Annotated in this window: 21 protein-coding genes and 1 pseudogene; 11 read left to right on the forward strand and 11 right to left on the reverse strand. The window is 70.1% G+C overall.

From position 1 onward, the window contains the following. The first annotated feature begins 113 nt into the window (after nucleotides 1–113). Complete coding sequence (locus ABZV06_RS01200) at nucleotides 114–2,924, forward strand: tetratricopeptide repeat protein (protein WP_355617619.1); 2,811 nt, start codon at nucleotides 114–116, stop codon at nucleotides 2,922–2,924. 148 nt (nucleotides 2,925–3,072) lie between these two features. Here the strand turns inward: ABZV06_RS01200 and ABZV06_RS01205 are convergent, their stop codons facing one another. Then, nucleotides 3,073–3,555, reverse strand: a complete 483-nt coding sequence (locus ABZV06_RS01205; RefSeq protein ID WP_355236342.1) for a hypothetical protein — start codon at nucleotides 3,553–3,555, stop codon at nucleotides 3,073–3,075. Nucleotides 3,556–3,790: 235 nt separating this feature from the next. On the opposite strand from ABZV06_RS01205, the gene ABZV06_RS01210 reads away from it, so the two are divergent. Beyond that, nucleotides 3,791–4,852, forward strand: a complete 1,062-nt coding sequence (locus ABZV06_RS01210) for an NAD(+)/NADH kinase (protein WP_355617622.1) — start codon at nucleotides 3,791–3,793, stop codon at nucleotides 4,850–4,852. A gap of 42 nt (nucleotides 4,853–4,894) precedes the next feature. Here the strand turns inward: ABZV06_RS01210 and ABZV06_RS01215 are convergent, their stop codons facing one another. After that, nucleotides 4,895–5,485: a hypothetical protein gene (locus ABZV06_RS01215; protein WP_355235851.1), complete on the reverse strand. Its 591-nt coding sequence runs from the start codon at nucleotides 5,483–5,485 to the stop codon at nucleotides 4,895–4,897. Further along, on the reverse strand, nucleotides 5,482–7,110 hold the full coding sequence (locus ABZV06_RS01220; protein WP_355617625.1) for a serine/threonine-protein kinase: 1,629 nt from the start codon (nucleotides 7,108–7,110) through the stop codon (nucleotides 5,482–5,484). The genes ABZV06_RS01215 and ABZV06_RS01220 overlap by 4 nt, the downstream gene beginning before the upstream one ends. A gap of 101 nt (nucleotides 7,111–7,211) precedes the next feature. Between ABZV06_RS01220 and ABZV06_RS01225 the strand changes: the two genes are divergently transcribed. Continuing rightward, nucleotides 7,212–7,610, forward strand: a complete 399-nt coding sequence (locus ABZV06_RS01225) for a cupin domain-containing protein (RefSeq protein WP_355235845.1) — start codon at nucleotides 7,212–7,214, stop codon at nucleotides 7,608–7,610. Between the two features lie 149 nt (nucleotides 7,611–7,759). Here the strand turns inward: ABZV06_RS01225 and ABZV06_RS01230 are convergent, their stop codons facing one another. The 3 genes from ABZV06_RS01230 to ABZV06_RS01240 form a co-directional block, all read right to left on the reverse strand. Continuing rightward, a complete protein-coding gene (locus ABZV06_RS01230; protein WP_327034932.1) occupies nucleotides 7,760–7,984 on the reverse strand; it encodes a hypothetical protein in 225 nt (74 codons plus the stop codon). Between the two features lie 98 nt (nucleotides 7,985–8,082). Next, nucleotides 8,083–8,235: a hypothetical protein gene (locus ABZV06_RS01235; RefSeq protein WP_355617628.1), complete on the reverse strand. Its 153-nt coding sequence runs from the start codon at nucleotides 8,233–8,235 to the stop codon at nucleotides 8,083–8,085. Between the two features lie 175 nt (nucleotides 8,236–8,410). After that, nucleotides 8,411–8,989 carry a TetR/AcrR family transcriptional regulator gene (locus tag ABZV06_RS01240; RefSeq protein ID WP_355617661.1) on the reverse strand — a complete coding sequence of 193 codons (579 nt, stop codon included), beginning with the start codon at nucleotides 8,987–8,989 and terminating at the stop codon, nucleotides 8,411–8,413. 155 nt (nucleotides 8,990–9,144) lie between these two features. Here ABZV06_RS01240 and ABZV06_RS01245 point away from each other — a divergent pair, with 155 nt between their 5' ends. From ABZV06_RS01245 to ABZV06_RS01255, 3 genes and pseudogenes are all read left to right on the forward strand, one after another. After that, a complete protein-coding gene (locus ABZV06_RS01245) occupies nucleotides 9,145–10,164 on the forward strand; it encodes an aldo/keto reductase (protein WP_355617631.1) in 1,020 nt (339 codons plus the stop codon). Between the two features lie 142 nt (nucleotides 10,165–10,306). Then, entirely contained in the window at nucleotides 10,307–11,152 is an 846-nt protein-coding gene (locus ABZV06_RS01250; RefSeq protein WP_355235839.1) for an LLM class flavin-dependent oxidoreductase, read from the forward strand. A gap of 153 nt (nucleotides 11,153–11,305) precedes the next feature. Next, nucleotides 11,306–11,731: pseudogene (locus ABZV06_RS01255) on the forward strand (ATP-binding cassette domain-containing protein); the annotation flags it as partial. A gap of 693 nt (nucleotides 11,732–12,424) precedes the next feature. Here the strand turns inward: ABZV06_RS01255 and ABZV06_RS01260 are convergent. Both ABZV06_RS01260 and ABZV06_RS01265 read right to left on the reverse strand, forming a co-directional pair. Further along, nucleotides 12,425–13,066 (reverse strand): response regulator transcription factor, encoded by a 642-nt coding sequence (locus tag ABZV06_RS01260; RefSeq protein ID WP_355236336.1) that lies wholly within the window; start codon nucleotides 13,064–13,066, stop codon nucleotides 12,425–12,427. A 17-nt stretch (nucleotides 13,067–13,083) separates the two neighbouring features. Further along, nucleotides 13,084–14,310: a histidine kinase gene (locus ABZV06_RS01265; RefSeq protein WP_355235836.1), complete on the reverse strand. Its 1,227-nt coding sequence runs from the start codon at nucleotides 14,308–14,310 to the stop codon at nucleotides 13,084–13,086. Between the two features lie 107 nt (nucleotides 14,311–14,417). On the opposite strand from ABZV06_RS01265, the gene ABZV06_RS01270 reads away from it, so the two are divergent. Beyond that, nucleotides 14,418–15,152 (forward strand): ABC transporter ATP-binding protein, encoded by a 735-nt coding sequence (locus tag ABZV06_RS01270; RefSeq protein ID WP_355235833.1) that lies wholly within the window; start codon nucleotides 14,418–14,420, stop codon nucleotides 15,150–15,152. Beyond that, entirely contained in the window at nucleotides 15,149–17,059 is a 1,911-nt protein-coding gene (locus tag ABZV06_RS01275) for an FtsX-like permease family protein (protein WP_355617634.1), read from the forward strand. Before ABZV06_RS01270 ends, ABZV06_RS01275 begins: the two co-directional genes overlap by 4 nt. Nucleotides 17,060–17,523: 464 nt before the next feature. Here the strand turns inward: ABZV06_RS01275 and ABZV06_RS01280 are convergent, their stop codons facing one another. Then, complete coding sequence (locus tag ABZV06_RS01280; RefSeq protein WP_355617637.1) at nucleotides 17,524–18,120, reverse strand: DUF6518 family protein; 597 nt, start codon at nucleotides 18,118–18,120, stop codon at nucleotides 17,524–17,526. A 47-nt stretch (nucleotides 18,121–18,167) separates the two neighbouring features. Here ABZV06_RS01280 and ABZV06_RS01285 point away from each other — a divergent pair, with 47 nt between their 5' ends. Continuing rightward, nucleotides 18,168–18,290 (forward strand): hypothetical protein, encoded by a 123-nt coding sequence (locus ABZV06_RS01285; RefSeq protein ID WP_355617640.1) that lies wholly within the window; start codon nucleotides 18,168–18,170, stop codon nucleotides 18,288–18,290. A 1-nt stretch (nucleotide 18,291) separates the two neighbouring features. Here the strand turns inward: ABZV06_RS01285 and ABZV06_RS01290 are convergent, their stop codons facing one another. Continuing rightward, the gene (locus ABZV06_RS01290) at nucleotides 18,292–18,561 is read right to left on the reverse strand and encodes a hypothetical protein (protein WP_355617643.1); all 270 of its coding nucleotides are present in this window, start codon (nucleotides 18,559–18,561) and stop codon (nucleotides 18,292–18,294) included. 440 nt (nucleotides 18,562–19,001) lie between these two features. Here ABZV06_RS01290 and ABZV06_RS01295 point away from each other — a divergent pair, with 440 nt between their 5' ends. After that, entirely contained in the window at nucleotides 19,002–19,520 is a 519-nt protein-coding gene (locus ABZV06_RS01295) for a hypothetical protein (protein WP_355617646.1), read from the forward strand. A gap of 407 nt (nucleotides 19,521–19,927) precedes the next feature. Next, nucleotides 19,928–20,146, forward strand: a complete 219-nt coding sequence (locus tag ABZV06_RS01300) for a hypothetical protein (protein ID WP_355617649.1) — start codon at nucleotides 19,928–19,930, stop codon at nucleotides 20,144–20,146. 212 nt (nucleotides 20,147–20,358) lie between these two features. On the opposite strand, the gene ABZV06_RS01305 is transcribed toward ABZV06_RS01300, so the two are convergent. Beyond that, nucleotides 20,359–20,673, reverse strand: coding sequence for a hypothetical protein (locus ABZV06_RS01305; protein ID WP_355617652.1), 315 nt, complete (start codon nucleotides 20,671–20,673; stop codon nucleotides 20,359–20,361). Nucleotides 20,674–21,385: the final 712 nt, after the last annotated feature.

Here is a 21,385-nt window from a genome sequence, read left to right on the forward strand (position 1 = left end):
ACCCCCCGTGTGCCGTTCCGGTCGAGCACGAAGAGAATGGCAACCGACGATGGGCCGTACCGTTGTGGAATCGTTGCGACGCCGAAGGTGGCTGATGCTGTGCGGGTCTCGTGGTGAACGGGCGGGCCGAACCGGTCGGGTACCGGCTGCTCGGCCCGGTGCAGGTTCTCGCCGGGGCACGACCGGTCGACCCGGGGCCGCCGCGACAGCGGGCGGTGTTGGCAGCGTTGCTTGTCGACGCCGGCCGGGTCGTCGAACAGGCCGCGCTTGTCGACCGGGTGTGGGGCGAGCGGGCCCCCGTCGACGCACGGGGCAGCCTGCGGGCGCACGTCACCCGGATCCGGCAGGTGTTGCGCGAGGCCGCCGGTGACGCCGACCCGCCGCCGCTGGTGCACCGCTCCGGCGGGTACGTGCTGGAGATCGACGAGGAACTGGTCGACCTGCACCGGTTCCGCCGGTTGCTGCTGCGCGCCGGCGACACCGGAGACGACCGGGAACGGCTGGCCACCCTGCGCGCGGCGATCGGGCTCCGGCAGGGCGTACCGCTGGCCGGCATCGCCGGTGACTGGGCCGCCCGGATGCGGGAGAGCTGGACCCGGGAGCACCTGGACGCCGTGGTGGCGTGGGCGGACGCCGAGCTGGGTGCCCACAACCCGGGCGTCACCATCGGGCTGCTGGCCGATCTGGCGGCGGAACACCCGCTCGTGGAGTCGCTCACCGCCGCGCTGATGCGGGCCCAGCACGCGCTCGGGCGCACCGCCGACGCGTTGCGGGAGTACGCCGCACTGCGGACCCGGCTGGCCGAAGCGCTCGGCGTCGACCCGGAACCGAACCTCCAGATGCTCCACCAGGCGCTGTTGCAGGGCGCTTCCCCGCAACCCCGGGCCGCTCCGGCCGCCGGTACGCCGGCCCCGGTGCCGGCGGAGCTGCCCACGGACGTCCGCGGCTTCGTGGGGCGTACCGACGCCCTGGCCGGCCTCGACAAGCTGCTGGCCGAGCCCACCGGCGAGGCGACCGGCGGCGTGCTCGCGGTGATCTCCGGCACCGCCGGGGTCGGCAAGACCACCCTCGCCGTGCACTGGGCGCACCAGGTGGCCCACCGGTTTCCCGACGGCCAGCTCTACGCCGACCTGCGCGGCTTCGACCCCGCCGGGGTGCCGGTCCGACCGGCCGCCGCGCTGCGCGGCCTGCTCGAATCCCTCGGCCTACCGCCCGAGCGGATTCCCGCCGACCCGGACGTGCAGGCGGCGCGCTACCGCAGCCTGCTGGCCGGTAAGCGGATCCTCGTCGTGCTCGACAACGCCCGCGACGCCGACCAGGTCCGGCTCCTGCTGCCCGGCGCACCCACGTCGGCCACCGTGGTCACCAGCCGCGACCGGCTCGCTCCCCTGGTGACCGTGCACGGCGCCCACCCGCTCGCCGTCGACGTCCTCGACCCCGACGAGGCCCGGCTCCTGCTGGCCCGCCGCCTGGGCGTCGACCGGGTGACCGCCGAGCCGGCCGCCGTGCGGCAGATCATCACCGCCTGCGCGCGGCTGCCGCTCGCCCTCGCCATCGTCTGCGCCCGCGCGCAGCAGACCGCGTTCCCGCTGACCGCGATCGCCGCCGAACTCGACGACGTGCACGGCCGCCTGGACGCCCTCGACGCCGGCGATCCGACCACCCGGGTACGCGCCGTCTTCTCCTGGTCCGAGGCCGCGCTGAGCGCCGACGCGCGGCGGCTGTTCCACCTGACGAGCCTGCACCCGGGCCCGGACATCGGCGCGTACGCCGTGGCGAGCCTCGCCGGGCAACCGCTGGCCCCCACCCGCCGCCTGCTGGCCGAACTGGTCCGCGCCAACCTGGTCGCCGAACCGGCACCCGGCCGGTACGCCCTGCACGACCTCCTGCGCGCGTACGCCGCCGAGGAGGTTGCCCCCGACGACGGGCGGGCCGCGCGATCGCGCCTGGTCGGCCACTACACGCACGCCGCGCATGCCGCGAACCGGCTCGTGCACGCCCAGCGGGACCCCATTCCGCTCCCGCTCGACCCGCCGTTAGCCGCCGACACGCCGGAGCACCTGGCGGACCCGGGCCAGGCGACGGCCTGGTTCCACACCGAGCGCGCCGCTCTGCTCGCCACTCTGCGCCTCGCCGCCGAGTCCGGCCTCGACCGGGAGGCCTGGCAGCTCGCCTGGGCCCTCGACACGTACCTGGAACGCCGTGGGTACTGGTACGACCGCGCCGTCGCCTGGCGGACCGCGCTGGAGTGCGCGGACCGGCTCGCCATTCCGGCCGCGCGTGCCGGCGCCCACCTCAGCCTCGCGCACACCGACCTGCGGTTGCAGCGGCTCGACGACGCGCAGGAGCACCTGCACCGCGCCCTCGACCTCTATGTGGACAGCGACGACACGGCTGGGCAGGCGTTCATCCACCGCCTCTTCGCCTACCTGCACGAGCACCGGGAGGACCCGTCCGGCGCCCTGGAACACGCCCGCCGGGCCGTCCTGCTCTACCGCGCGGCCGGACACGAACGCGGGGAGGCGTTCGCACTCAACGCTGTCGGCTGGTGCCACACACTGCTCGGCGACCACGCCACCGCCGTCGAATACTGCGAACACGCGCTCAGCCTCCTGCGCCGGGTGGGCGACCGCGGCGGTACGGCCGCCACCTGGGACAGCCTCGGCCACGCCAGACACCACCTCGGCCAACACGATCGGGCCGTCGACTGTTACCGGCAGGCCCTCGGACTGTTCCGAGAACTCGGCTACCGCGCCCACGAGGCGGACACCCTCAGTCACCTCGGCGACACCCACCTTCGCGCGGGAGACGCGGGCGCCGCGCGGGCGGTGTGGCAGCAGGCCCTGAGCATCCTCACCGACCTCGACCATCCGTCGAGTGAGTCGGTCCGCGCCCGCCTCGACGCCCTGCCGCCCTCGGCATAGTCCGAGCTCCGCGCCACCCTCGACGCCGGAGCCGATCCGGCGGTCGTCACCGGGTCTGTCGCGCAGATCGAGGCCGAACGCGCACGCGCGGAAGCGTCCGTCCCGGTTTCCACCCAGCGTCTTCCACGCGAGGTGCGAGATCCCTGCGTCAGTCGTCGTTGGTGACCGTGAAGGGCGCGTAGCCCTCCCCCACCTCCGTCACCTCGAGGTCACTGAAGACGAGAGCCAGGGTGTGCGCGTTCATCTCGAAGCGGACCTCGTGAAAGGGGATGCCGATCTCGTCCGACCACGACCGTGCACGCTCGGAGTCCGTCACCACCTCCGCACCTGGGTAGAGCGGCTGCCAGCGCACCGCCCACACGAAACCGTCCAGATCCGGACCGATTTCCGGGTCGGTCAGCCGCTCGTCGAGGGAGCGCCGCCAGGTGTCGGGACTCACCGCCGTCCGCACCTCTGCTGCGACGCAGTACCTGAAGAGGTAGCGGAGGTGAACGGACGGGATGCCGGTACGCGGGTCTGCGGTGACGTGGACGATGACCTCGTAGTCGCGAAGGTAGTCGGTGTAGCCGTGATGCACGACCGCGCCGTCGAAGATCTCTTCCAACGCCTGGCTGAGCCGCCCGATCTCCACACACCGTTCTACCACCCGCCGGCACCGTGCCCGCGGCGGAGCGCTCGGGCACCGGCAACCGATTCGCGCCAGGGGTAGCCATTCGAGCGATGTCGTCACCTCGGCGAGGATCTCCGGCACCGGAGTCACACCGATGCCGAAGCAGATGGGAGTGCGGCGCCCCACCGCTCCGTAGAGTATTTCCGCAGTGGTCACGTCAGATGACGTCGGGAGCCAAGAGGACGTGGTGATTCGGATGCTCGTTGGCGTCGTCGTACACCCGACCAGGCCGCAGGCCGCCGAGACGGCGGACCTGGTGTCGCGGATCTGCGCCGAACACGGCGCCACGGCGCGGACCCTGGACGTCTGGCGGGACGAGCAGAGCCCCGCCGATGTGCTGGCCGACCTGCCGCAGCGACCGCAGCTCGTCGTCACCATCGGCGGCGATGGCACTCTCCTGCGCGGACTCGCCGTCGCGGTCGAGGCCGACGCACCCGTTCTCGGCGTGAAGGCCGGCCGGGTCGGCTTCCTCACCCCGTTCGCCGCGACGGACCTGCCGAGGGTGCTGGGCGCCGCCCTGACCGGCCGCGCAACCATCCAGCAACGCATGCTGCTCACCCTGCGGGCGTCGCGCCCGCTACAGGTCCCACCGGAGCTTCGGACCCTGCTGCGCTACGGCCGCGGTCCCGCGCCCGCCCCGCCCATCCCCCGACGGGGTACGCCCGACCAGGTGGGCTGGGGTGTCCCGCTGGGCCTCAGCGGCCTCAACGACGTCGTGTTCGAGAAGCTCGGCCGGGACCGGCAGACCAGCGTGGCGGTGTACCTGTCCGGGCGGCTGTTCGCCACCTACTCCGCCGACGGCGTCATGGTCGCCTCACCGACCGGCTCCACCGCCTACTCCTTCGCCGCAGGCGGACCGGTCCTGTCGCCGCGCCTCAACGCCCTCGTCTTCACCCCGGTCGCCCCGCACATGGCGTTCAACCGAAGCATGGTCACCGCCCCGGACGAACCCGTGGGTGTCCAGGTGCTCCCTCGCTCGGGCCAGGTCACCGTCGTCGTCGACGGACGCGTACACGGAATCCTCGACCCCGGCGACTGGGTCGCCGTCTACCCCGCCCGACGCCGCGCGAAGCTCATCGTCGCCGACGTCGACGACTTCTTCGGCCGACTCCGCGACCAGTTCTCCCTCGCCGACGCTCCCGCCGCCCGCGCCGACACCGACAGCCAGCCCCCACTGCTGATCTACCGGCCGGACCTACCGGTACCGGAGGACCTGCAACACCTGCACCTGCCAGCCGAGGGGTCCGAGTCCGGCTGAGCCGCACGTCCCACGCCTCCGAACGCCGGAGCGGGGAAGCAATCAGGGCGTGTAGACGATCGCCATGCGGGTGATGACGCCGAGCTCGGTGGCGACCGCGACCATGGCCTCCTTGTTGGACGCGAACCACGCGGCGAACTGTTTGCCCGTCATGGGACACGTGCCCCCCTTCTCCGGGGCGTCCATACACACGTCCCCCTGGGCGTCCTCCCACGTGAAGTAGTCGACGTCGTCGGCGAGCGGTACGGTGACCTTGGTATGGCTCTCCTCCGTGATGTACGCCAGGTGCGTACACCGGCCGTCCGATCGTTCGATCTTGAATGCCCGGCAGTACGCGTCGCTGGTCATGAAGAGGATCGGTTCCACGACGGCGGATGCGTTCGCCGGGTCGTAGGAGTGCAGCGTCACCACCGACGTGGTGCTGCCCTGGGTGAGGTCGGCGAATCGGGGCTGCGGCACGGTTGCGCTGCTTGACGTACCTGTGGGGGTGCCCGGCTGGTCGCTCGCGGGCCCGCCGAGGCCCGAGACGGCCGACGGTGACGCGGTGGCGGCGGAGGAGGTGTCCGGCGAGCCGGTGCCGCAACCGCCGATCACCACGACCAACAGCAGCGCGGCGAGCAGCTTGTGTCTCACAGCTTCGTGACCTCCACACGGGCGAACGCGGCGCGCGCGTCGCCACTGATGACGTCATCGATGACGCCCAATGTCACCCGGCCGGCCGTCAGGGACGGCGGCCCGAGCGTGGTGGTGATCAGTGGCGCATCGTCGACCTCGACGGTCGCCGTGTCGCCCTGCACGACGACTCCCACCCGGCGTGCATGTCCCAGGACGGCTCCGGCAACTGCGGCCCGCGCCTCCTGGGTGACGCCGTCGTCGGTGTCCACGCCCAGTCGGACCTCGGTCTCGCAGAGCGACACCAGGTAGGCGTTCGCACCGGCCACCCGGAACCAGATCGCCGCACACGCTCCCGGGGTGAGGAGCGTCGCGTCGACACTGACCGTCTGATCCTTGAAGGAGTCCTGCGGACCGTGGCAGCGGTACACCGGCGACATCCCGGTCCGGGCCTCGAACCGCCCGTCGCCGAAGACGCACCGGCCCTCGGCCTCGTCGCGGCTGTCCGTCCACTGGCCAGGCCGGTCCAGCCGGTCGATGATCGCCGGACGTCCCGCGACCCGGCTCGACGACGAGGTCGGCCCGGGTGTGCCCGCGCCACCCGTCGGAACCGGAGTGCCGCCCTGCCCATTCCCGGCCACTCCCAGCCCGGGCAGCAGCTGAGTGGTGAGGACCCCGGTCACGCCCAGCGCCAGCACTGCCCCACCGGCCAGGACCATCCGCCGCACCCGGCCCGCCCGCCGGCGGCCGAAGCCGAACCTGCTGGCCCTCCGGGCCGCCGTGGCTGCCCGGAGCAGCTCCGGGCGGATCAGCTCGGTCTTGACGTCGGTATCCAGGTCCAGCAGCAGGTCGAGCAGTTCGTGCGCGGTGGGCCGCTCCGTCGGGTCCTTGGCCAGCGTGCGGGCCACCACCTCGCGCAACCGGTCCGGCAACCCGGAAAGCTCCGGCGGCTGGGTCAGGATCCGGGCCGCGGTCGCCGCCGGCGAGTCGGCCCGGAACGGGGTACGCCCGGTGCCGGCGTACGTGACGACCGCGCCCCAGGCGAACACGTCCGCGGCCGGGCCGACCAGGGCACGGTGTTCGGTGTCGAAGCGCTCCGGCGCCATGTAGGCGACCGTCCCGACCATCTGATCGGTACGGGTGTGCTGACTGGTCACCTCGAAGGCCCGGGCGATGCCGAAGTCGATGACCTTGGGGGTGCCCAGCGCGAACAACACGTTGGCCGGCTTGAGGTCCCGGTGGATCACCCCGGCGCCGTGGATGGCGGCCAGCGCTGTCGCCACCCCGACCGCGACGCTGTGCAGGCTACCCCCGCCCAGCGGGCCGTTGCGGGTGATCACCTCGGCCAGGCTGGGCCCGTCCACGTACTCGACCACCAGGTAGGGCGTGGGATGGTCGGGGTCGGCGTCGAGCACCTCGGCCGTGCAGAACGGCGGGACTTGCCGGGCCCGGTTGACCTCACTGCGGAACCGGCCGCGGAACTCGGTGTCGTCGGCGTACTCGGGCCGGATCATCTTGACCGCGACCCGCCGGCCGTTGGCGTCCTGTCCGAGATAGACCGCGCCCATACCGCCCTGACCGAGCCGTCCGAGTAACCGGTAGCCCCCCAGGTCCACTGGATCACTCGGCAGGAGTGGATCAGTCACGCGCAGGACCTTACATCGAGGCGCGCACGCCCTCCTGGCGGCTACCACCGCCGGCACCGGATCACTGACCGCAGCGCGGTGACGTCACTACAGTGGCCTCCATGACCGCACGTCCGCCTCTTGCCGAGCAGTTCGATCTGCAGCCGCATCCGGAAGGTGGCTGGTTCCGGGAGACCTATCGCTCTGCTGTCGCGTTCGAGCCGGACGGCTACCCGGGCAGCCGTGCCGCCGCGACGGCGATCCTCTTCCTTCTGACACCGGGTGACACGTCGGCCTGGCACACCGTGCGGTCGGACGAGATCTGGTTCTGGCACTCGGGTGGCCCGTTGGCGCTCACCATCGGCAGGGACTCCGAGCCGACGATCCTGAGTGCCGAGTGTCCGCAGATCCTGGTGCCGGCGGGCCAGTGGCAGTCCGCGCGCCCGGCGGGCGACCAGCACGTTCTCGTCAGCTGCGTGGTGAGCCCGGGCTTCGAGTTCGCCGACTTCCACATGCTGTGAGCAGCAGCACCCGCCTCGTCGGTGCCGGTCAACGGCGCCTACTACGGCAGACCAGCGTAGCGGTGCACCTGTCCGCGGGCTGTTCTGAGGGCGCAGATGCCCGGCGGCCACGAGTTGCCGTGGCCACCGGGCATCTGGTGTGACGGGTGTTACTTGGTGCCGCCGGTCAGCGCGACCAGTGCGCTGGCGGTGCGGAAGTACGGGTTGCGTCCGAGGTCGCCGACGGTGGTGATGTTGAAGGCGTCCTTGAGGAGCTTGGCGTCGCCGTCGCTGACCCCCGCGAGGGCCGCGACCGGGGCGTCGACCAGCTCGGTGAGGGACTTGTCCTGGTAGGCCTTGTCGACCAGCTTGGTGAAGTCGGCGGTGACGGGCATGCACACTCCTTCTCGATCCCGGTCGGACAATCCGACCGGAGATGGACGATCCTCGCGAATTAGATCACTGCTGCGGCAGCAATGTCTAATGTGGATGCTCAGCCCCCGCCGACGAGCAGCGCGGCAACCCAGCCGAAGTTGACGTTCTCCGCACCGATACCGAGGAGGAAGCCGAGGCTCGCCGCGACGGCGACCAGGAACTCGCTGGTGTCGATCGGGTAGCCGGTGTGCTGTCGGAGGTGATCACCCACCGTCGAGCCGGCCGGCACCCTTCCGGTGCCGGCCGGTCCCGACGTGATTCCAGCCCTCCACGCGCGCCGCGAGGATGAGGTGGCCCGCCCCGCCGCCCGGAGGGGAGTCGTTCGCCCACGAGGCGAGGATCCACAACGGCCACCGAACACGCGGTGGACGTTCGTGGACGCCGCATTAGCGGACGCGAAGCCCGGCGACGAGGAGGTCGACCAGGCGGCGTGCGTCGTAGAGGGGATCGCTGCCCGCGCCGATGCAGAGATTGCCGACACCGCGCAGCAGTCCGTAGGCATCCATATCGGGGCGGATCTCGTCGGCGGCGACGGCGGCGTCGAGGAGCTGGTCGCAGACCGGGACGAGCCGGTCGAGAAAGTAGGCGTGCAGGGCCTGGAAGGCGGCGTCGTCGGACTGTAGCGCTGCGGCCAGACCGTGCTTGGTGACCAGGAAGTCGACGAACAAGTCGATCCACTGCGCCAGGGCGGCGTGCGGCGTGTCACTGTCGGCCAGCAGGGCCGGTCCTGCCTCGGCGCACGCCTCGATCTGGTGTCGGTAGACGGCGACGATGAGGTCGGCTCGGGTGGGGAAATGGCGGTAGATCGTTCCCACGCCGACGCCCGCCCGGACGGCGATGTTCCGCACGGGTACGTCGACGCCGGAGGTGACGAACGCTGCGGCGGCAGCGTCGAGCAGGGCTTTCTCGTTGCGCCGGGCGTCGGCCCGCTTGCGCGGCACCAGCTGCTCCGAACCGCTGTCGATGTCGGCCACGTCGCGTTACCTCCGTCACTCCACTTGGTAAACGGAACGTGGTTCCGTATCGTTCGTACCGGAACATTGCTCCGCTTACCCAGCATAATCAGCCGGCGGGTCGCCACCAAACCGTGGACCGCCGGACGTCTGAAGGAGAGACAGTCATGCAGTACCGCACCTTGGGTCGCACTGGTGTGCAGGTCAGCACCCTCGTACTTGGCGCGATGAACTTCGGCAAGATCGGCAATACCACCCAGGAGGACGCCACCGCCATCGTCGACGGCGCGCTCGATGCGGGAATCAACCTCATCGACACCGCCGACGCCTACAGCGGCGGCCAGTCCGAGGAGATGGTCGGTAGGGCCATCGCCGGACGCCGCGACGACGTCGTCCTGGCCACCAAGGCGACCCTGCCCATGGGGGACGAGCGCAACCAGCGGGGCGGCTCACGCCGGTGGCTGGTCACCGCGCTGGAGAACAGCCTGCGCCGCCTCGGCGTCGACCACGTCGACCTCTACCAGATGCACCGGTGGGATCCGACGACCAGCGACGACGAGACGCTGTCGGCGCTGACGGACCTGCAGCGCGCGGGCAAGATCCGCTACTTCGGCTCCTCGACCTTCCCGGCCTACCGCGTCGTGCAGGCGCAGTGGGCCGCGCGCGAGGGGCGGTTGAGCCGCTATGTGACCGAGCAGCCGAACTACTCGATCCTGCAGCGTGGCATCGAGACCCACGTACTGCCCGCGACGCAGGAGTACGGCATGGGCGTACTGGCCTGGAGCCCGCTGGCGTCGGGCTGGCTCTCCGGGGCGATCCGCGCCGGACAGGGAATCAGCACGAACCGCGCGGGCTTCATGCAGCAACGCTTCGACGTCAGCATCCCCGCCAACCGCGCCAAGCTCGACGCCGTCGAGCAGCTCGCCAAGGTTGCCGACGAGGCTGGCCTCAGCATGATCCAGCTCGCGCTCGGCTTCGTCACCGCGCACCCGGGCGTGACCAGCGCGATCATCGGCCCCCGCACGATGGACCACCTCAGCTCGCAGCTCGCCGCCGCGGACACGGTGCTCTCGGCCGACGTGCTGGACGCGATCGACACGATTGTGGCTCCCGGCGTCGACCTGGCCGCCCACGAGAAGAACGACACCCCGCCCGCTCTGCTCGATCCGGCGCTGCGCCGCCGCTGATCACTCGGCACGTCACTGACCAGGCGGCGACAGACGGACGTGCGCCTGCGCGTCCGCCTGGTCACACAGCCAGACCTTCCAGGCTCGCGCCGAAAGCAGGAACAGACCCATGCCAAGCAAGCCATCGCCCAGTTTCGGGCTCATGACCGCCCCGATGCAGGTCGACTACCACGACATCCTGCGGGTGTGGCGTGAAGCGGACGCCATCGCTGAGATCGAGCACGCATGGCTGTTCGACCACCTCATGCCCATCGGTGGAGACCCGGGCGGACCGGCGTACGAAGGCTGGACCCTGCTCTCCGCCCTCGCCGCGCAGACCGAGCGGCTGCGCCTGGGCGTCATGGTGACCAGCAACCGCTTCCGGCCTCCCGCGATGCTCGCCAAGATCGCCACGGTCGTCGACATCGTCTCCGGCGGGCGCCTCGACTTCGGCATCGGCGTCGGGTCGCGGCCCGATCATCCCCTCGCGCGGCGGGAGTACGCCGCGCACGGCCTGCCCTTCGCCGACACGGCCGACGCCGTGGGCAGCCTCGCCGAGGCGCTCACGGTCATCCGGCGGCTCTGGACCAGCAACGACCCGTTCGACTTCCACGGCACGTACGTCGACCTCACCGGAGCGTTTGCCAGCCCCAAACCCGTGCAGCGCCCGCATCCGCCGATCGTGATCGGTGGCCGCTCCGCCGCCACGTTGCGGGTGGTCGCCGAGCACGCGGACATCTGGAACATCGCCAGCGGCGACGTCGACGCCGCCGTCAGCCGCGGTGCCCTGCTGGAACGCTACTGCGCGGCGATCGGCCGCGACCCGGCGTCGATCACCCACTCGATCAACCTGCCTGTCTCCTACGACCAGCCCCGGCTCACCCGCGACGCCATCGACAGGGCGATCGGCGCCGGCATCGGACACATCGTGCTCACACTGCCGGCGCCCTACCCGGCTGGTGTCGCGCGTTGGGTCGCCAATGAGCTCATCACCCCGTCGACCGCATAGCCCCCTGGGCGGGTCGGTGTGGTCGGCCAGTCGTCGAACTGGGAATTCTCGCTCGCCGAGCGATGGCCGGTAGAACCTGAGTACCAACGGCGGGCCGAAAGAGTCGACCGCGGTACCACGATGAGGGCTGTGCCCGAACCTAGCGTGGTGAGCATGATTCAGGTACGTGAAGTAACCAAGCGGTACGGCGCGAAGACGGTCGTCGACCACCTGTCGTTCACGGCGAAGCCCGGACAGGTCACCGGCTTCCTCGGCCCCAACGGTGCCGGCAAGTCGACGACCATGCGGATGATCGTCGGTCTCGACGCGCCGACCTCGGGCGACGTGCTGGTCAACGGCGAGCCCTACGCGTCGTCGACAGCGCCACTGCACGAGATCGGCGTGTTGCTCGAAGCCAAGGCCGTGCACCCGGGGCGCACTGCGGTCAGCCACCTGCTGGCCATGGCCCGCGCGAACGGCATTCGGCGCTCCCGCGTCGACGAGGTGCTCGACCTGGTCGGTCTCTCGGCCGTCGCCCACAAACGGGTCGGCGCCTTCTCCCTCGGCATGGGCCAGCGGCTCGGCATCGCCGCCGCGCTGCGGTCGATATGGCGAAGCTGCCACGAGCGACTGTGCGATAGGTCGTGTCGGCAGTTGAGGCGACCAGCACGACAGAGAGCGCGAGGAAAGTAAGAGCACCCCAGATCGGCTCCAGGCCAGCGAGCGTGAGGGACACGATGAGCGGGATGGCCGAGACCAAGAAGATCCACCGCACCCCCGAGCGCATGTAGCGGTCGGCTGCAGCTGAACCCCGGCGGGTCCTGTGCAGGTCGGAGTCGAGGTAGAAGAAGACTCCGACAAGAAGTGTGCCGACAAGAGCACCAGACACTTCTGCCATAGTCAAGAAGAATTCGTCGCTGATTGCTCGCATTGCGACCAACTCCCCTTCAGCATGGAGGATGTCCGAACGGCAGTCTCTCTATCACCACACGTCCGAGCGAGGAGGGCATGTGCGTATTCGCAGTCGCGGCATTATGAGGTGCCAACTCCGTGCGTTCAGCCGCGAGTTATCCGACCGCGGAAGGCACCGTGAGCACCGTCAGCACACTGAGAGCGCCTTTCGCATTTGTGTCAATCGGCTGTGTTGACGGTGCAACGCTGTTGGCGCGGGTTTGCCTCGAATGAGAGCGCAGCATGCCGCCGAGAGCGGCCCATCGAAACATGGCCGCTGATGTGGGCGTGGTAGCCGCCGATCCGATGGCATGCCTGACAGGCGTGATCGATTCCGTTCGGTCAGCCGCGAAGATAGGTGAGAACGGCCGACACCCGGCGGTCCGAGTGCGGGTCGAGCGGAAGCTTGGCGAAGATGTTGCCGATGTGCTTGCGCACCGCGGCCTCGCTGACGAACAGCTTGCCGGCAATCGCGTGGTTGGTGTGGCCTTCGGCCATGAGCGCCAGCACCTCCCGTTCGCGTTCGGTGAGGCTGGCGAGGGGACCGTCGGTGTGCCGGCGGACGACGAGCTGACGGACGACCTCGGCGTCGATGACCGTGCCGCCCGAGGCGACACGGTCGACGCTGTCGAGGAAGTCGCGTACGTGGCCGACCCGGTCCTTGAGCAGATAGCCGATGCCGCCGCCGGGGGCGGAGTCGAGCAGCTCGCCGACGTAGGCGTCGGCGACGTAGGCGGACAGCAGCAGGATCGCGATGCCGGGATGGGCGGCTCGGATGGTGGCCGCCGCGCGCAGGCCCTCGTCGGTGTGGGTGGGTGGCATGCGAATGTCGGTGACGACGAGGTCGGGGCGGCAGTTGGCCGCGTACGTGAGCAGAGCCGGCGCGTCTGCGACCGCCGCGACGATGTCGTGGCCAGCGCGTTCGAGGATTCGCACCAACCCTTCGCGGAGCAGGGCCGCGTCCTCGGCGACCACGATGCGCAGTGCCTTCGGCAGCGGCGTCACTGGATTGGGCACCTCATCCTCACCTGGGTCGGGCCGCCGACGGGGCTGGTGATGTGCAGGTCGCCGTCGAGGGCGTCGAGCCGGGCGCGCAGTCCGGCGAGGCCGGTGCCGGCCTGCGGGTCAGCGCCGCCGACGCCGTCGTCGACCACCGAGACGATCAGCGCGTGGTCCTCGGTCCAGGCGTGCACCTGCGCCGATCGGGCCCGGGCGTGGCGGGCGACGTTGGTGAGGTTTTCGCTGACGAAGAAGTAGGCCGCGGCCTCGATGGCCGGGGGGAGCCGGCCGTCGAGGGCGAGATCGAGGTGGACCGGGACCGGTGACCGATCGGCGATCTCGTGCACGGCCGCGGCGAGACCATGGTCGGTCAGTACCTGGGGGTGGATGCCCCGGATCGTGGTGCGCAGGTCGGCGAGGGCCTGCTCGGCCTGCTGATGGGCCTCGCGCACGAGATTGAGGCCGGGACCGTCGGTCAGGTCCAGTTCGGCGCTGCCCAGTGTCATGGTCAGCGCGACGAGGCGCTGTTGGACGCCGTCGTGCAGGTCGCGCTCGATCCGGCGACGTTCGATTTCGAACGCGTCGACCAGCCCGCTTCGGGAGCGGCGTAGCTGCTGGACCGCTTCGGCCAGTTGGGCTTCGGGCGGGTCCAGCAGGTGCCGCACCAGGGCCGCCTGGCCGCAGGCCAGCGCGGTGACCGCGTACGCCAGCAGCACGAGTGTGAGGATGCCGGCGGGCACCGCCAACCACGCCTCACCGGTGTCGTCCACCCGCCAGCCGGCGACCTCGACCACGTCGTGACGGACCAGCACCGGAGCGAGGATCAGCAGGACCGGGGCCGTCAGCAGCACGACCACCACGGCGTCCACGAGCCAGAACAGCGTCACCAGCAGGACCGTGACGCCCGTCTCCGGCCAGGCCACGCGGCCGTGGTCCCGATCGCGCGGAGCGGGTAACCGGCTCACCGGCCGCCCGGGGAAGATCAGCCGGAGCCGGTGCCGCTCGCCAGCGGCGGCGAGGTGCGCGAGCGTCGGAAGGCCGGCAAGCACGAACAGTCCTGCGATCACCACGATCGTGGCCACGCCCACCGTGAGCACCACGAGCAGGAGGATCAGCCAACCGAGACCGATGGGCACGGTGCTGGCCACGTACGCGAGTGAACGCCACGGCCACACCGACGCCAGGAACCGCGTGGGGCGTCCCCGCACGGCTGTCCAGGCATCATTCACCTGCCCAACCCTACGGTTCGCGCCGGCCGGGCGGGGTAGCGTGCGCGCTACCCCGAAGTCGCGTCCAAGCCCGTGTGGTGGGCCGCGCCGGCCGGCACAGTGAGGGCATGAACCAGGCATCCCCGGCGGCCGTCACGCTCGACGGCCTCACCCGCACCTACCGCTCGCGCGCCGGCACGGTGCAGGCGCTGCGCGGCGTCACCCATGTGTTCCAACGCGGCACGTTCACCGCGATCATGGGACCGTCCGGCTCCGGAAAATCCACGCTGCTGCAGCTCGCCGCGGGCCTCGACCGGCCGACCGGCGGGCGGGTGCTCGTCGGCGACACTCAGCTCGACAAGCTGGGCGAGACCGCGCTGACCCGCTTCCGGCGCACGTCGATGGCGTTCGTCTTCCAGTCCTACAACCTTCTCGACGCGCTCACTGCGTTCGAAAACGTCGCGCTTCCCGCCCGCCTGGCCGGACGCCGTGTCGACCCGGCAGCCGTGCAGACCGCCCTGGCTCACGTCGGCCTTGCCGAACAGGCCGGGCGCCGGCCATCGGAGCTGTCCGGCGGCCAGCAACAGCGGGTCGCGATCGCTCGGGCGCTGCACGGTCGGCCCGACGTCCTGTTCGCCGATGAACCCACCGGCGCCCTGGACCGCGGCACCGGACGCGACGTGCTGGAACTCCTGCGCTCGCTGGCCGACGGCGGCCAGAGCGTCGTCATGGTGACCCACGATCCACTGGCTGCCTCGTACGCGGACGCGGTGTTGTTCCTCGCCGACGGGCAGATCGTCGGTCGCCTCACGGACGCCGACGCTGGTCAGATCGCCGCGACGATGACCGACCTGGAGCGATGATGCTGACTTTGAGCCGGCAGACCGTGCGCAGCTCATGGCGCGGCTACCTGGGCGCCTTCGTCGCGCTGCTGTTCGGCGTCGTCCTGATCGCCGTTACCGTGACCCTCATCGGGAGCGTCGACGCCACCGGCGGCCGGCCCGGCGTCACCGCCGACCAGCGCGCCCAACTCGACGACCTGGCCGCGATTTTTGGGATGATGTCGGCGGTATCGGCGTTCATGGCGCTGTTCGTGGTCGGCAGCACGTTCGGCTTCGTCGTGGCCGGCCGCCGGCGCGAGCTCGGCCTGCTGCGCCTGGTCGGCGCGACGCCAGGGCAGGTGCGCCGGCTTCTGCTGGGCGAGTCCCTCGTCGTCGCGGCCGCGGCCACCACGGTTGGCGGTCTGCTCGGCACGGCGCTGACCCCCGCCGTTCTCTGGCTGGTGGAGGCCATCGGGATCACCACGCTCGACCTTCGGGCACCGCGCCCGTGGATCGCCTGGGCGGTCGCCGTGCCCACCGGTGCGGTGATCGCGCTTCTCGGGGTCTGGCGATCCTCACGCCGCGCCGCCCGGATCGCCCCGAGCGCCGCCCTGCGGGAGGCCACGATCGAGCGAACCCGGCCGAGCATTCTCCAGCTCGCCGTCGCGACGCTGTCTTTCGGTGGCCTGGTGGTTGTCGTCGCCGCCGACATGCCGCCGCTGTTCGCCCTGGTCGCCTCCATCCTGCTGCCAGAGGTGGTCGTGATTGGCCTGATGAGCATCGGCTACGCCCTCATTCCGCGGCTCGCCGCCCTGCTCGCCCGCCCGTTCGTCGCCCGGGACGTCACGGCCCGGATTGCCCGCGACGAGGTACGTGCGGCCGCCCGCACCACCGCCGCGGTCGCCGCCCCGGTCGTGGCCATCTCCGCCATCGCCGGGTCGCTGCTGCTGTCCCTCAGCTTCACCGCCGACTGGACGAACGCGCAGGATCGGGCCCGGCTGCGCGCACCGCTCGTCGTCGAGGCGGCCAGTCCGGCCACAGCGGCGGCGGTCGCGTCCGACAAGGCCGTCGCGATCGCCGACGTACGCCGGCAGGCCATGCTCCAGCGTGACGAGGAGGGCCGTCCCGGCGTGCGCGATCAGGTCGAGATCCTCGACCCCGTCACCGCCTCCGCCGCCCGGGGCCTGACCGCCACCCGCGGCACTCTCGACGACTTCCACGGACGCGTGGTGGCGGTCACCGCCACAGAGGCCAGCGACGCCGGCATCGGCCTGGGCGGCACTGTGCCGGTCTGGATCGCCAGCGAGCGGGTCCCGTTGCGGGTCGTCGCCGTCATCCCCGACGCACCCGACCTGTACGGCGACCTCCTCATCCCGGCCGGCCTGCTCCCGCCCGCAAGCGAACGTGCCACCGGGACGGTCTTCGTCCTACCGCGCGCCGACGCTGCGGCGGCGCGCGTCTCCCTTGAGCGCACCCTCGCCGGCACCCACAGCCGGATCTTCGACTCCGGCGACTGGATCGACGCCACCACGGCCCAGACCCGCGAGGCCAACAAGCTCGGCCTTACCATCCTGCTCGGACCGGCCGGCCTCTACGCCGCCATCGCGATCGTCAACGCCACCCTCATCGGCGGATCCCAGCGGCGTCGGCAACGCGACCTGGTTCAGTTCCTCGGCGCGACCCCCGATCAGGTCCGGCGAGCTGCCATCTGGCAGGCCGCCCTCGTCGGCGGCACCGGCCTGCTCCTGGGCGGTGCCACCACCGTGCTGCTCGGCTGGCTCGTACGCCGCGCCATCACCGCCGACCTGGTCGGCATCGCCGTGCCCATCACCATCCCATGGCTCCCGCTGCTCGGCATCGGCGTCACCTGCCTGCTGCTCACCGTGGCCGCAGCAGCGGCCGGTATCCGTACGCGCAAGGCTCCACATCCAGCCGGGAACACGCCATGAGCGTGGATCCCGAAAGATCTCACGGTGTTGAATCGTTCCGACAGGAGGTCCGATGTCAGTGGCGGAAGGTCGGTTCTCGCTGAAGCTGCCGCGCGAGTTGTTGGCCCGTCCTACTGGTGAGAGCGCCTATTCAACTGTCGCGAGTTCTCGGCGCGGAAACCCGCTTCAGCTACTCGTCGTAGTCGAGCCGGGATCTTCGAGAAGGCATCTTGCGGAGGATCTCGCGGTCGGCGGTGGCACTGCGACGTAGGCGACCTCGTCAAAACCCTCGACCCGAAGCTCGTCGCCGCCGCACTCGGCCTTGACCCGCAAGCTTCGCTGATTCACCTCGCGCACCGGATCGTCCCGGACCGACTTCAGAGCTTCCGCGGTCCATCACAGTTGAGGGGTAGATGCGGTCGCTGGCTCTTTCTACGTCTCCAACCATCGACAACTGGGCTTACAGCTCGGCGGGAGCTCGGCGTTCATGTAACGCGTTCCGCCGTCTCCACCCGCCGGCCGAGGACCCAAACGCATCCTGCCGTTCCAGCCGTCAACAGCACCGATCCGCTGACGAAGTCGGCCACCCGGTTCGGCCAGGGCAGGATCGCGGGAGTGGTGAACCGACCGAGGACGAATGGTTCGAGCACGGCTCCGGCCGGGACGGCAAGGCGGGCCGCCATCCCCCACGGATCCAACCGCCGAGCAATTGCGCCCACCAGGCCGAGTGGTCCGCCAGCGAGCATCGCGGCCATGAGCCAGTGCAAATTCGCCGTAAAGACATCTGGATCGAACATTCCGAAGGCTGTCCCCACCCCGTAGTGCACGATGCAAGCGGTGAGCAGGGCGACGACTCCGGCGGCAACAGCCGGGGCAGCGCGGCGGACGAGCCACCCGGATACCACCGCCAGCCCGGCCCAGACCGTACCGGCATTGACCAGTTGGCTGAAGGTCAGCCGAGCGACCAGCAGCGTGTTCACCTTGCCTTCGAGCTGGTTCAGGGTCGTCACATTTGAGGCAAGCGATACCAGAGCCAACACACTGGCGGCGGCAATGACCAGCCACCATCCCCGTCGATCCACAGCAGAAGGTTACGCACCACAGGATCAACACCGCGCTGCAGGCCGTTGTGGAGTTCCGCGATGCCGATGGAGGGCGTTTCGAGGCCGATACCGTCACCGCCGCCGAAGTCATTCTCGAGCTTGAGGTCAGCCCTGGCCCTGAGCCCTGCTCGGTCACGATCATCGCATGAGCTACTTGCCGCGGCGTGTGACGTAGTTCGCCCAGGTGGTGCCGGATTCGGCAGCAAATCGGGCAGTGGTGACCTGGTGGTAGCCGAGCGCGGTGGCGACGATCGGGGCGGGCAGGTCGAGGACGTGCTGGCGGATCGCCGCCGCGCGAGAGGCGGTCGCCGGGACGCCGAGGCCGTGGACCAGCGCGGACAGTGTGTCGGAGCGCAGTGGTTGGCCGGCGCGGCGGCCCGGGAAGAGCCAGCGCGATTCGCGGTTCGTGGCGGTGGCCATGTTGCTGCGCTGGCCGAGGTACTCGAGCAGCAGCGCGGCGACCGGCCCGGGCGCCGGTGATGGAATTCGGGTGGTGAGTTTGTGGCGACTCAGGATGTGTTTTCGGCGGAGGAACTGGCGCGGCTTCGGGGCTTCCCGAAAATCGGACGGCCCGCACCTCGGAACATCCCGACGGACCAAGCCGCAGGCAGCCCTCGATTCGACGCGAGCGGAACTGTTCCGCACAGCTCAGACCCTGTTCCGCCTTACCACCCGCAGGTCAGGCTTAGCGCCAGATTGATGCGTCCGACAGCGGGGCCGAAAGCGTCGACGCGTTTGCCCAGCCGTCCGGCCGCGTCGGCCAGGGCCCAGTCGGATGCTCAGCAACCGCCGGTTTCCGACCAGGAATCCGCTACCACATCAGAGAAGTGCCAGGCACACCACACAAGGAGGAGAAGGGTATGAAGCGCAAGCTCTCTGCTGTCGCCGCTGCGGGGCTGACCCGGCTGCCGGACAGATCGGGCCACTCAGGTACTTCGATAGCTACCGTTTTCCCAGACCATGTAACCACCGGGGGGGCAACCATGAAGAAAGTCATGCCACGGGTAACCAGCTTGATCGCCGGAGCCATCCTCGCCGGCGGGACCGTGCTGGCAGGCGTTTCACCGGCCTCTGCTGACCAAGGCGCCATGCACGCCTCGGCTACCGCAGACTCCTCGCGCTCGGCCGTAGCCTGCTACCTCTATGTGTGGGATCGGTTTGGGTACTACAACGTACGCACCTCGAAGTCTCCCACTGCCTCGCTGATCGTCAAGTACACCGGCACGCGGTTGCCCGTCTGGGATCGCTGCGGAGAAGAAGTCGGGCAGAACTACCGTTGTACGAGCAGCGACCCGGTCGACAACTCCTGGGTTGCGGTCAACTACAAGGGGCGCAAGGGGTACGTCGCCGCGTACTGCGCGGGCGGGCTCGGCACTTGAACCTGAGCCCGTAAAGCGCGCCTTTCGGGCCCGGTCCGATCAATCAGCGCGGATCCGTCGATCGGGCCGGGTGACCGCTGACGTAAAGCCCAGGTGTAGTTCTCAGCCCGGAATCAGCGGTTAGGCTGGTCAACTGGCCGTCGGAACGAGCGGCTGCGCCGTCGGCGACCGACAGCCGTGCCGTATCTGCAAGTCCGGCGCCTTAACCCGGGACCAGGACGGCAGGCCTGCCACAAGACCTGCGCCGAGGACGAGGCGACCGAACGGGCGGCCCGCGCACGAGGCTGAGCCGGCGGTGGACAGGCAGAGAGGCCCGGAAACTCCGGGCCTCTCTGGGGCTTGAATCAGCTTGAGGAACACCTGGCTTACCGGATCGCCCCGGGCGCGCGTAGCCCCGTCCTGGCACGATGAGCCTCATCCGCAACTTTCCCGGGTACGCCGACCACGCTATGTCTCTTCAGGACGCAGCGCACCGGCTCGCCAAGCTCCTCGAAGGCGACGTGGAGGTCGGGGAGCCGGACGCACTCATCGCCGTGCTGCGCAGCGCGGTCATCGGGCTGGGCAAGGGCCTCGGTGAGCTGGCCGTGGCGGCGGATGCTGCCGGCCAGGGCGGGACAGCGGCGTAACTGCGCAGGGCCCTGGCCGGGCAGCAAGAGTGGGCGCAGGCGTTGGCCAGAGCGGTGCGGGCCCTGACCGCGCCCCGGGTGCTGGGCGGCTAGTTCTGCAAGGTCTCCGCTACGACATTGCTGAGTGACCAGCGGGGGCTTGGTGTAGAGGACGTAGACCCGGGTGAAGCCGTACGGCCAGCGGGCGACGGCGTCGTCCTGCATGAGGTGCATCAGTGTTCGCGAGGCGTCGGTGGGCCCGATTTCCAGAGGATGTTCTCCCATACGTCGGCCGGCCGACCCGAGCGGCCGGGGTCAGCGTCGTCCACCATGGTGAGCCCTTCGGGGATGGTGAACCACGCGTCGCCGTCGAAACCGTTGCCGTCGAACAGTTCCGCGGTGATGCCGAGGGGCACGCTAGTCAGTTTGGCCTGACTTCCCGCCCGATCGGCGTTCCGTCCCGGCGTGTCACCGACCTCGAAGTACGACAGCTCGTACCGGCCGTTGCGGCCGTAGTGGAGCAGTTGGGACAGTGCCTCACTTGGCAAGGTGTCCAGCCGCGGGAGGGCCGGCCGAGGATGTCTCGGAGTATCGCGTTGTCGTCGTTTCGGAGCCAGGCTTGGGTGTGCTCGAAGACAGTCGCGGAGTTTGTGCCGCCGTGTTTGCGTATCCGCGAGTCGCCGAGACGGTCCTCTTGGACGTCGACGACGTTCCGCTCGGTCACACCGGTGTCATGCGGTGGAACCCGCGGGACAAGTGGGTGGTCTCCAACGAGATCACCCACCCACCGATCATCGATGAGGCCACCTTCGAACAGGCGCAGACGCTGCTCGCTCGACACCGGTTGGGTCTGGACCTGCCGCAACGGCAACGCCGCGCCCGCAACCCGTACGTCTTTCGCGGCCTGATCTACTGCACCGCGTGTAAGACGTCACCCATCCCCGCAACGTCCACCTCCGCGAGGAGACCCTCACCGATCCGGTCGACACCTGGCTCGCCACCGCGTTCCACCCTGACCGCATCGAGAACACGATCACCGCGATGGCAGACGCCCAGCTGGGCGACCACCCATCCCCCACCATCACCGCCGCCCGCGCGACCATCAACGACTGCGACACGAAACTCAGCGCTACCGGGCGGCCCTCGACGCCCGAGCCGACCCCTCAGAGGGCGTTTCACATTGCTGTCAGTCGGGTGTGTCGAAGGTGAGGCGTTGTTGGCGGGTGGCGGGTTCGCCTCGGGCGAGGCGGCGGAGCATGC

The sequence above is a fragment of the Micromonospora sp. NPDC005172 genome, from assembly GCF_040608555.1.
GTDB lineage: Bacteria > Actinomycetota > Actinomycetes > Mycobacteriales > Micromonosporaceae > Micromonospora.

What these genes read in the sequence shown, in the direction of transcription:
- ABZV06_RS01210 (WP_355617622.1), top strand. Translation starts at nt 3,791, where the DNA reads ATGCTCGTTGGCGTCGTCGTACACCCGACCAGGCCGCAGGCCGCCGAG.
- ABZV06_RS01225 (WP_355235845.1), top strand. Translation starts at nt 7,212, where the DNA reads ATGACCGCACGTCCGCCTCTTGCCGAGCAGTTCGATCTGCAGCCGCAT.
- ABZV06_RS01230 (WP_327034932.1), bottom strand. Translation starts at nt 7,984, where the DNA reads ATGCCCGTCACCGCCGACTTCACCAAGCTGGTCGACAAGGCCTACCAG.
- ABZV06_RS01245 (WP_355617631.1), top strand. Translation starts at nt 9,145, where the DNA reads ATGCAGTACCGCACCTTGGGTCGCACTGGTGTGCAGGTCAGCACCCTC.
- ABZV06_RS01250 (WP_355235839.1), top strand. Translation starts at nt 10,307, where the DNA reads ATGACCGCCCCGATGCAGGTCGACTACCACGACATCCTGCGGGTGTGG.
- ABZV06_RS01270 (WP_355235833.1), top strand. Translation starts at nt 14,418, where the DNA reads ATGAACCAGGCATCCCCGGCGGCCGTCACGCTCGACGGCCTCACCCGC.
- ABZV06_RS01275 (WP_355617634.1), top strand. Translation starts at nt 15,149, where the DNA reads ATGATGCTGACTTTGAGCCGGCAGACCGTGCGCAGCTCATGGCGCGGC.
- ABZV06_RS01290 (WP_355617643.1), bottom strand. Translation starts at nt 18,561, where the DNA reads ATGGCCACCGCCACGAACCGCGAATCGCGCTGGCTCTTCCCGGGCCGC.
- ABZV06_RS01295 (WP_355617646.1), top strand. Translation starts at nt 19,002, where the DNA reads ATGAAGCGCAAGCTCTCTGCTGTCGCCGCTGCGGGGCTGACCCGGCTG.
- ABZV06_RS01300 (WP_355617649.1), top strand. Translation starts at nt 19,928, where the DNA reads ATGAGCCTCATCCGCAACTTTCCCGGGTACGCCGACCACGCTATGTCT.